The sequence below is a fragment of the Streptomyces sp. NPDC056160 genome (genome assembly GCF_042268205.1).
Taxonomy (GTDB): domain Bacteria; phylum Actinomycetota; class Actinomycetes; order Streptomycetales; family Streptomycetaceae; genus Streptomyces.
In genome coordinates, this window is the sequence record NZ_JBHJUW010000046.1 from 39,529 (window position 1) to 49,456 (window position 9,928).

9 protein-coding genes are annotated in these 9,928 nt (G+C 67.8%); 2 read left to right on the plus strand and 7 right to left on the minus strand.

Going from position 1 to position 9,928, the window contains the following annotated elements; genetic code table 11:
• Window positions 1–2 precede the first annotated feature (2 nt).
• On the minus strand, window positions 3–1,418 hold the full coding sequence (locus tag ACFC02_RS18960; RefSeq protein ID WP_376358099.1) for a DUF6177 family protein: 1,416 nt from the start codon (window positions 1,416–1,418) through the stop codon (window positions 3–5).
• A 236-nt stretch (window positions 1,419–1,654) separates the two neighbouring features.
• On the minus strand, window positions 1,655–1,819 hold the full coding sequence (locus tag ACFC02_RS18965; protein ID WP_376358102.1) for a hypothetical protein: 165 nt from the start codon (window positions 1,817–1,819) through the stop codon (window positions 1,655–1,657).
• A gap of 54 nt (window positions 1,820–1,873) precedes the next feature.
• Here ACFC02_RS18965 and ACFC02_RS18970 point away from each other — a divergent pair, with 54 nt between their 5' ends.
• On the plus strand, window positions 1,874–2,368 hold the full coding sequence (locus tag ACFC02_RS18970; protein WP_376358105.1) for a hypothetical protein: 495 nt from the start codon (window positions 1,874–1,876) through the stop codon (window positions 2,366–2,368).
• A gap of 213 nt (window positions 2,369–2,581) precedes the next feature.
• Here ACFC02_RS18970 and ACFC02_RS18975 read toward each other — a convergent pair whose 3' ends face one another.
• The 5 genes from ACFC02_RS18975 to ACFC02_RS18995 form a co-directional block, all read right to left on the minus strand.
• On the minus strand, window positions 2,582–3,001 hold the full coding sequence (locus tag ACFC02_RS18975) for a hypothetical protein (protein ID WP_376358108.1): 420 nt from the start codon (window positions 2,999–3,001) through the stop codon (window positions 2,582–2,584).
• A 21-nt stretch (window positions 3,002–3,022) separates the two neighbouring features.
• Window positions 3,023–5,251 carry an EndoU domain-containing protein gene (locus ACFC02_RS18980; protein WP_376358111.1) on the minus strand — a complete coding sequence of 743 codons (2,229 nt, stop codon included), beginning with the start codon at window positions 5,249–5,251 and terminating at the stop codon, window positions 3,023–3,025.
• Window positions 5,248–5,634: a DUF6507 family protein gene (locus tag ACFC02_RS18985; protein ID WP_376358114.1), complete on the minus strand. Its 387-nt coding sequence runs from the start codon at window positions 5,632–5,634 to the stop codon at window positions 5,248–5,250. Before ACFC02_RS18985 ends, ACFC02_RS18980 begins: the two co-directional genes overlap by 4 nt.
• A gap of 662 nt (window positions 5,635–6,296) precedes the next feature.
• Window positions 6,297–7,748 (minus strand): hypothetical protein, encoded by a 1,452-nt coding sequence (locus ACFC02_RS18990; protein WP_376358116.1) that lies wholly within the window; start codon window positions 7,746–7,748, stop codon window positions 6,297–6,299.
• Window positions 7,745–8,068: a hypothetical protein gene (locus tag ACFC02_RS18995; RefSeq protein ID WP_376358119.1), complete on the minus strand. Its 324-nt coding sequence runs from the start codon at window positions 8,066–8,068 to the stop codon at window positions 7,745–7,747. Before ACFC02_RS18995 ends, ACFC02_RS18990 begins: the two co-directional genes overlap by 4 nt.
• A 1,227-nt stretch (window positions 8,069–9,295) precedes the next feature.
• On the opposite strand from ACFC02_RS18995, the gene ACFC02_RS19000 reads away from it, so the two are divergent.
• Window positions 9,296–9,928: tetratricopeptide repeat protein (locus ACFC02_RS19000; RefSeq protein WP_376358154.1), on the plus strand; the 633-nt coding region annotated here is incomplete at its 3' end.

The window sequence follows — 9,928 nt, forward strand, 5'->3', positions numbered from 1 at the left end:
TTCTACAGCGCGCCCCGCAGGTGCCGCAGCAGCGTCTCGAAATCGGTCCAGCCCTCTGCCGGATCGCCGTCCCCCAGCGGGTAGTAGTAGCCGGGCCTGGCCGCGGCGCCGATCCGTACGGGGGCGGCGGGGAGCGGGGGGCGGGCGGCGATGCCGGTGCCCGCCTCGGCGACCTCGGCGGGGCCGAGTGCGAAGCCGAACGGCACGGGTGGCCTTTCGAAGTGCGGCGGCACGGTGAGGTCCGCGCGGGCCTCGCGCAGCTGCGCGAGCAGGGTGCGCAGGCCGTGCCGCGCGGTGAGTTCGGCGGCCAGGTCCGCGACGGCCGACACCGGCGGCTTCTCGCCGTCGCGGAAGCCGACGGCGAGGGTGACGTCCTCCTCGACTCCCTCCGGCGTGCGCAGCACGCGCAGGGTGGCGAGGGCGGGCCGGTCGGCCGAGCCTACGACGACGGTCCAGGTCGGCTGGGGCGCGCGCTCGTACGCCAGATCGGTGAGACGGCGCCGGGACCACGGCAGGTTGGCCGGTTCGGCGGTGCCCCAGCCGGTGGGGAGTTCGCCAATGAGGGCCTGCCAGGCGGCCTCCAGTGCGCCGCCGAGGACCAGGTGGGCGTCGGGGTCGTGGACGGCGCGGAAGCTGAGGAGCATCTGGCGCTCACCGGTGGGGGCGACGTCCGCGAAGGCGGGGGCGACGGGTGTCTGGCCGTCGGCGTCCTCGGCGGCCTCGAAGGCACCGTCCTGCCAGCGCAGGACGGCGCCGGTGCGGCCGTCGTAGTAGCCGCAGTCGGGGTCCTGGACGACCCAGCGCGTGGGCGGGCCGGTGAGCGCCGACCCGGTGGGGAGGGAGAGCCGGCAGTGGCGCGGGGTGACGATCTGGAGGGCACGTTCGCTCTCCAGGGTGGCGCGCAGGGCCTGGGAGAGCCAGCTGGACATGGCGATGACGGGCCGGTCCTGGAGGACCACGGCGACCTTGTCGGTGAGCACGTCGACGGCGGGCTGTGCGGCGACGGGGGCAGGGACTGCCGTGATCTGGGAGGTGTCGACGGGGTGGGTCGCGTCGTCGGCGCCGGGCGCGTCCGGCGGCCAGACGGTGCCGCCGAGCAGGGTCGCGAGGCGCGCGGCGAAGGCACCCGCGAGTTGTTCGGCCCCGGGCACGGCGGTGGAGGCACGGGCCTCGGTCCACCACCGCCGCTCGCCGTCCCCACCGGTGGCGCCGAGCAGCCGCTGCGCCTCCCCCGGCACGTGGAGCAGCAGCGGGGCCTCGATCGAGACCAGGGGGCGGCCCTCCGCGTCGCACAGCTGGATGACCGCTCCTTCGGCGGCGGACCGGACGTGCAGGTCGGGACCACCGGCGAGGAGACCGGCCAGGACACTCCAGGCGTCCGGCATGCGGTCGGTCAGCGCGATCACGTCTTTGGTCATGCGGTGCCCCCGTGGTCGGTCGTCGGTTCTTCGGCACGTGCCGTCCGGATGAGCCTGGCCACCGCGCCGCGGCGGACGAGCCTGCCGAGGCCGGGCGGCTGGGTGGGGCACGCACAGACTCGCACAGAGCTTAGCCCGCACCACCGACAGGCCTGCGAGGCGGGAAAGGCGGGAGAACCGTCTCCAGTCCGCCCTTGCCGAGGCCGCCGGCAGCTCGGAGAGCTGCCCTCTCGCGCCTAGGGTCCGGCCAGCGCCGCCCCGGCCTGGAGCCCCGGCTCCCCCTCGCTCAGGCCCACCAGGTCCCCCTCGACGAGCTCGTCGGCGCCCCCGAGGTCGGCGACCCCCGCATCCGGCGCGCGCCGAAACATCACGACGACGCGCGGGAGTGGCTGTGCGGGCACCGGGCAGAGTGGGTGGCCGCCCTCGCCTGACAGCGGAGACCGTAGGGTGACGCGGTGGGCAACACCTTCAACAGCGATGGCGACGGCCTCTACTTGAGCAACGGTGGCACGGCGGCATTCGTGGACGTCCTGATGCTGGCGGTGACCGATCTCGTGGAGGAGCCATGGGACTACCGCTTCGCGGCCCTCCTCTCGCTACAGGACCAGAACGTCATGGGACGGGGAGCGGTCGGCTTCGACCTCAAGGACATCGACTGGGGCGCGTCACCCGAAGAACAGGCGCGGAACAAGGACTTCGTCCTCCGCGTCACCGACCTGGCCCTGAACGGGCACCGGTGGGACGAGATGGACTACTACCCGCCTTTCGCCGCGGACCACCTACGCCGCTTCCGCGCCATGGTGGCCGCGTACCCCCTGGCTTACCGCGACGGCGGGTCGCCCATGGCTTTCCCCGGCCATGCGGAAGCAGCGATGGCCTCGTGCGCACGCCACCGTGTACTCAGTGCGCTGCCACACTGGGAAGGATGTGTCTTCTGCATTGCACGGTAGCGATGACACCACCGCGCAGAGTGCGGACTCCGCGAAGCCACGGCCCACCGCCCCTTGGCCCCGGTGAACGATCGTGACGGCGGAGCGGAGCCCGCGCCGGGAAGGTGCCGCGCCGAGCCCGGCCGGATCGGTTACCAATGCGATGAGCCCGGGCACACGCTCCTGTTACCTGCGGTTGTCGAAAGCCCACCCCCGGGCCCTTTCGAGGGTGAATCACACCGTGATGTCTCGAAGCCCCGCGAGCGGATCCCGCCCGTTCTCCTTCACGTACTCGCTCCAGTAGGACACGACATCTTCGGGGTGCGCCAACACGTAGTAGTCCCAGAAGTCGAGCAGGACCGCCAACGCCTTGTCCAGCGGAAATTCACCCTTCACGTGCTCCACGAAGTGGTTCTCCACTGCCACGCCCTGAGGGCTGACGGTGGCGGTGTGGGCGTTTCCGTCCAGGTCTTCCGGGGCGAAACCAGGGTCGGACTGCGCCAGCCGAACCAGGTCGATCGCTTCCAGAATGGCAAGCGGGGAGAGCTGGATATCGGCGGTCACCCAGTGCCCCAGAATCTTGAGCTCCGCAGGACCGGTGTAGCGCGGTACCCTGAATTTTTCGTCCCGCGCATAATACTGAGTGCGGATCACGCGCTGATCTCCTTCTGCTGCTCAATCGGGCATGATCGGGTAAACGGTCTTCGCGTCACCCGTGATGGGGTCGAAATAGCCTTCAAAGGTGATCCCCTTGTATTCGCCTTGCCACATGTGAAGTTCGGGATCGATCACTTCACTGTTCTCGAATGCCTTGGCCATCGCGCGCCGAACCTCGCGCTCCGTCCACGTCGGCGGGAAGAAGGTCGTCTTGGCCCGCTTCATCACCCAGGTGCCGGTACGTGGATCGCGCATCCACACGTTGCCCTGTGTCAGCCCCGTTTTGTGATCGACCTTGAGGATCTTCGGAACCTTTACACCGTAGGGGTCACGACCACCCGGACGGAAATGGTATCCGACGACCTTGGGGCGGCCGTCCTTGCCGTACTTCAGCTCTCCCTTGAGGACGTGGTCGAAGGTGTGCTCGGGGATGTGACCGCTCGGCTTGGGGACGGGCGGCTCCTCGTCGCGACCCGTCGGCTGTTGGCCGTGCTGACCGTGGTGGGGATCACCACCGCCGTGCCCAGTTCCGGAGTCGGCAGGGCCGTGGTGACCGCCGTGGCCCGCGGCGTCTTGGCCGCCTGACCCGTGGCCATCGCCGTTCGCACCGTGGTGAGTGGCGGGTGCCGTTGCCGTCCCCGAATCGCTGTGACCCGCGTGGCTGGGCTGGTGGGAGGCGGTGGGTGCGCCGTGACCGGCGTCTTCTCCTGCGTGAGCGGCGCCATGGGACGACCCGGACAGGGCTCCGTGGCCACTCGCGTGGGAGGCGGCCTCGGCCCCACTGTCACCGCCCACGTGCGCCGGCACCGGCTGGTCCGCATGGACCGGCGTGTGCGACGGCGAGGAGAGGTGTGACGGTGGTGTGATTTCGTGCCGCGCCAGACGGTCCGCGGCCGAGGACTCGATCGGGATCGGGCTCTCGTGCGGCTTGCCCTCCGGGGAGACCATGGTGCCGTCTTCGTGGAGGACCGAGCCGTCCGGATAGCGGACGGACTTGTCCGAGATGGTGACCGGGGCGTGCGTCTGCGGGATCTTGGGCGAATCCGCGCCGTGGAGGAAGTCGTCGGCGGCACCGGAGTGGAGTTCCCTCAGGCCCGCCATCATGTCGCCGACCTTGAGCTTGGTGAAGCCCGCGCCCTTGCCGACGTAGGTCATGGGGTCCACGAGCCGCCCGGCCTTGCCGAAGGCGTTCGCGACCTTGGCGGCGCGGCCGGCCGCGGAGGCCGCCTCACCCGCCTCGCCGGTCCTGGCGGCCAGGGAACCGGCCTTGCCGAGCTTGAGGAGAGAGCCGGCGCTGACGGTGAGGACGTTGAAGGCGACGGTGCCGCCCGCGCGGGACGGGTTCGTTCCCCACTCGTCGTAGGCGATGAGGGACTTGCCGAAGTCGCGCAGGGCCTTCTTCTGGCGGTCGGTGTCGCTGTGGTCGGCCGGGCCGAACATCTTGTCCATGGCCCAGTCGTAGGGCGTCATGACGTACGCGCTCACACCGCCGAAGACGTCCCCGATGCCCTCCCAGGTCTTGGTGAACGTGTCCCAGTCGAAGACGTTGACCATGTGGCCGAGGCCCTTGAGGGTGCCCCAGACACCGTCGACGAAGAAGCCCTTGATGGCACCGCCCACGTTGCGCTTCGTCCAGTGCCACGCGGCGGCCAGGCCGGTGTACTCGCGCTCGTCGACCTTGCCCCAGGGCGTGTCGTCGGCCTTGGCCGCGTCCTCGGCGTCGAAGCCGTACATGCCCTTCTTGTGCGAGCCGTCGTCGGCGATCCAGCGCGTACCGCCGACCTGGCCGTCGATCTTCGTGGCGGTCGAGCGCTCGAGTTCCTGGAACTCGCCCCAGACCCGGCCGATCTCGTGGACCAGGTGCGTGTTCTTGTCGATGTTCTTCTGGTCTTTCCGCCAGTCGTCGTCGTCCTCGATCGACTCGCGGAAGGCGGCCGCCTCACTCCTCAGCTGATCCATGCGCTGGACGAGCGGCCGGGCGTCCTTGGCGAAGGCCGACAGGGCGCCGCTGACGGTCTCCAGCTTCTCCGCGAAGGTGTCGGCCTTGTCCCGGACCGGGATGGTGGTGTGGAAGAGCTGGTCGGCTTCCGGGGCCGTGTAGCAGGACACCAGTCCCTGGAAGTCGTTGTGGACGTCCCGGCCGGTGTCCCGGATGTCGGACGCGGCCTTCTTCAGTGCACCGGCGTCCTTCTCCAACTGGTCGAGGTCACCACTGAATTCGGGTATTTGGCTGAGGTCGCCGATCACTTGCCTCTGTCCCCCTCCGCCTTGACCGGAGGGAGCTTCGGGTCCGGGACGGCGTCGTGCTGGGCGTTGGCCGCCATCGTCAGGTCGCCGGCGACGTACTCCGCGGTGGCCTCCGCCGCTCCGCCGATCGACTTGGCGGCGCGGGCGGGGAGATAGCGCAGGTCGTCGAACGTCTTGCCGGCGAACTCCTGCAACGCGGCAGCGACAGGGCCCGGCGTACCGCTCTTGGGCGCCACTCCCGGGGCCATCGTGCCGGCCGACTTGGCGGCACTCGCCAAACCGCTGCTGTAAGCCGTGAACGCGTCCTCGAACTTCCCTGCCGTATCCCCCGTCTTGCCGAGGACGCCGCGGACGGATTCGACTTGGATATCCCACTTGGACACGTATGACCCCGTTGTGTGTTCCGTCGACCGATGCCGCCGGTCAGCGCCGCCAGGCGATGCCGTCGACCGCGGCCCCCACCTCCGAACTGCTCGCACATGTCTACCAAATGGCTCGCGAGGCGCACAAAGCGGTTATCCGGTCGGCGGCGAGCCCGTGACCGGACCGTGCGGCTCGCTGCCGGTTCGTGGCGATGCCGCAGCACCTTCCGCCACGAGACGCCGGTGGGCTCCTTGTGCCTGGCCCCGAGCACGCTCCAGCACGCCAGGCGGTCAAGAACGCGGCGCGGAAGAAGCTCGACGCACAGCCCGCCGTCAGTCGACGGAAGCCACCCTCGATCGGCGTCCGAACAGATTCAGCCGATCACCGACGGTATTGGAGGCGCCGCGTTGCCCATTCAGGGAGCCTTGAGCATCACCAGTAGCTCCGAACACGCAACGAGGGCCGCGACCGTAAGGTCGAGGCCCTCGCTTCCGTATCACTACAGTTGGTTTACGGATCGTTACAGCTTGTGCCCGAGGGGCGAGTTGACCGCTGACGATACGGTCGTGGTGGCGCAGGGGAAGTTCTGTCTCTGATGAAGTGTGCCGGGAGTCAGGATGACCCACAGGATGGCGTTACATGGCACCTATCGGAGCCGGAGGCCCCTCGAACGCGTGGGTGATCAGGGCTGACGCCAGCCCATGTCCAGGCCCGTCGAGTCCTTGAGTACCTGATTCAGTGCCTCGACCTCTCCGAGGTCCTCGAAGGGGGCTCGGGGAAGGTGGTCGGAGGCGAGGGGACCGATGCCGTGCAGGATGTCGTCGTACGCCGACGCCACTGCGGCTCCTATCAGCAGGTCCGTGGCCTCGTCGAGGGTCACGTGCTCCGCCGGCCACCGGTACTCACCCTGGCTTACCTGGAACACGGGGAACAGCCACCACATGTCCCGGTCGGGGTCCACGAATCTGACCGCCCGGTCGCCCAGGAAGTTGACGCCGTAGTGGGAAAGCGCGCACACATCCTCCTCGCGGAGGTCGAGCAGATGTGAGGCGCACATGAGGGAAACGGCAGGGGTTCGGTCCGCGAGGTGCATAGGTCTCGTGGCCGCTTCCCGCAGCGTGGAGAGACCGGACGGGCGGGACACCACACGTCCCATCCGGAGCCCGCTGCGCTTGGCCAGCGCGTGCTGGAAGTGAACCACCACCTCATGGCTCGGATACTGGAATTCCAGATCGCTCTCCCAGTCCGCCATCGCCTTCGCCGCCGCAGCGAAGCGGTAGGGAGGGTACAGCTCCCTCCAGTCGACGGACGGGGCGGCGGAGGTCAGGCCCGGGACCACCGGGTTCAGCGCGAAGTCGATGAGGGCCAGGACGACGCTCCCGCCGAGATCCCGCCCCGCCAGAGCACTCGCAAGACGCCACGGAAGCCCGTACTCGCCGCTCATCTCCTCGTGCAGGAACTCCCGCAGTGCCGGGTCGGTCATGCGCATGAAAGCGCCCTCGAACTGGAAGAGCTCGTCGATGACCGCCGCGCACTCGAACAGGAGGCGGGTGGTGAGCTGCCCCTCGGAGGTGTGCACGAGCTTCAGGGGCCCCATGACGCTGACAGGCGTGTCCTCGGGGCGCTCGACCATCTCCACGCCCGCGCTCTGGCGCCAAGTGTCTTGCAATGAGTTCTCGAACGCCGCCCGCGTGTCCCAGGTCGTGAAATCGAACTCTGTCAAGCCCGCAGGGTCCAGCAGGACGTAGTAGGTGTAGTAGAGATTGAGCCAGTCCAGCTCGTCGTATCTCAACTCCCCGCCGGTGTGCTGGGGGTAACGCTTGAAGGAGAGGAAGGGCTGTCCGCTCCTCCGGCCCTCGTGGAGATCTCCCGCTTGTCGCTGGCTCAAGTGGGAGATCGTGTACGCGGCCAGCTGGTCCCTCGATCTCCGCAGCAGGCTCAGCAGGATGCCAACGGTGGATGCGTGGTACCGCGCCCAGTGGCTGCTCTCGTGGACGTAGGTCTTGTGCCAGGAGCCGACCGCCGTGACGAGGTCTTTGGTACGGGTGCGTGTCGGGTCCTGGAAATGGATCTGGCTGCGCAGATTCAGCTCGGCGCCGCTGGAGTTCCGCAGGCTCGGGGAGTGTACGGTCACCGCTCCGCCGCCACTTCGGTGCCGTCCGTCTCCTCGCCGCTGCCGCCCTCCGAACGTGGGGACACCTCGTCCACGGGTCCACGGTCACGCGCCCGCTCCACTAAGGCCTTCAGAGCGTCGTACACCGCGTTCGTGGCCAGTCCGGAGGCGACCGAGACGGTGATCTCCGCCCAGTTCGCGTGACGTAAGGAGTCGCGCCTGTCCTGGCGCAGGAACGTGAGGGTGAGAGAGCACTTTCCGGCGAGGTGTGGATCCGCCTCGATCTCCCGTGCCAGCACCATCAAGTTCGCGCTCTCGCCCCGGTATTCAAAGATCGGCATGACGCGAGCCTACCGCCGGGCCCGGTTGCCGTTCAGGGCTCCCGGAATCGTCCTCGTCACCGCGCACGGTGACGGAGTCGGCGAACCGGCCGGACATCGCACTGCGGTGGCATAGCGTGACGAACCTACGACTCCCCGACGTGAACAGGTCGTCGTACGCAAGGCGGCGGGGTCTCTACGAGGTGCGCAACGTCATCACAACGGTTGGTGGTCTGCGAGCTGCTCGGGGACCACCAACCGTTCTGCACGGCCGGCTATCCGTGGAAGAAGTTCCAGTAGGAGCCTGCGCTCACGAAGCCGCTTAGGCTGACAAGCCAGCTCAGCAGCGGGAGAGACATCGACACTCGCAGGTGTCGCCCCGCGCTGACGCATAGTCCCTGACGGCCCAGGACCAGCTGCCACGTTGCCGGTGGGCTGTTCACGTTGTTCTGGCTCACAGTTCTCGCTCCTCTTCCTCCGCGTCCCACACCCCGGCCCTCGAGGAGGTGTGCCCCTCCGTACGGCGAGGCCTGTATCCACCATGGGGGCGGCGCAGAAGTGCCCGAGCGATCCCTGTCGATAGCGCTTGATGACCTGACCGGGCGTCGAGCCGACACCGGTGCGGGCGGACTGGCATACTGCCAACCTGACAAGATCTGACAAAGGCTGACGGAGACGCCGTGGTGGGCATTCGCATGCCGGACGAGGAGCGGTTGCCGTCGGGGCCGAGACGAACACTCGTCCTGGCAATGCACGAGCTCTATGCGCTGGCTGGGAAACCTCCCGCTCGCACCATCAGCTCATGGATCCGGGAGCGAGATGACCTTCCAGGCACGTTGAGCCACGAGGGGGTCAGCGCAGTATTACGGGGCTCTGGCACTCCCCGCTGGAACAACCTTGAATCTCTCGTTCGCGTCCTGGTGGAACAGCAACGCGTCGGTGAAGCGGACATCGGCTCCGTTGTGATGCGGATTCATACACTCTGGCGCGCTGCAGACGAAGATCCATCGTCTTCAGATGGCGCATCCTTGACACCTCTTGGCGTTCAAGGGACGGCGGCTGCCGAGGGGACAACTCCTGACGGGGGTGCTACGGAAGCCAAACGGGGTGGCGAGAGCCCACGCGTAGATGAGGCATCGAGACCACCCATGCGGGAACCGCTGATCCGATGGAATCCGCGCCAGCGGACACTGGACGTCTTCGACCGGCAAATGGCTGTAGAGATCTTCAAAGAAGTGGGGGGTGTCGATGAGCAGCCGTGACAAGGCATCTGCCACGTGGCGACAGCTCGCGCTGGCCGGCTCTCTTACCGATCTCGACCGTGCTATCGCTACCTTCGAACAAGAAGAACAGAGCACTCCCTCCCACCACAGCAGTCGAGCTGAAGCTCTGACCACGCTTGGCATTGCGCTTGCAACCCGGTTCGAGAGAGTTGGTAGGACTGGGGACCTGAGCAGGGCTATCGACGCCCATGTTCAGGCTTTGGCTGTGTTCCGTGAGCTTGGCGACCGGAACAGCGAAGGCCAGGCGCTGAACAACCTCGCGCTCGCCTTGAGGCAGGCGCGTCGGTTCGAGGAGGCTATCGACGCCCATGTTCAGGCTTTGGCTGTGTTCCGTGAGCTTGGCGACCGGAACAGCGAAGGCCAGGCGCTGAACAACTTGGGCACGATGCTGTCGGAGGTCGGTCGTCGGCAGGAGGCATTGGAGACTGCTGCGGAGGCAGTGGAGATCCGCCGGCGTCTGGCAGCAGACAATGCAGCTGCCTACGAGCCTGACCTTGCGATGTCGCTGAACAACTTGGGCACGATGCTGTCGGAGGTCGGTCGTCGGCAGGAGGCATTGGAGACTGCTGCGGAGGCAGTGGAGATCCGCCGGCGTCTG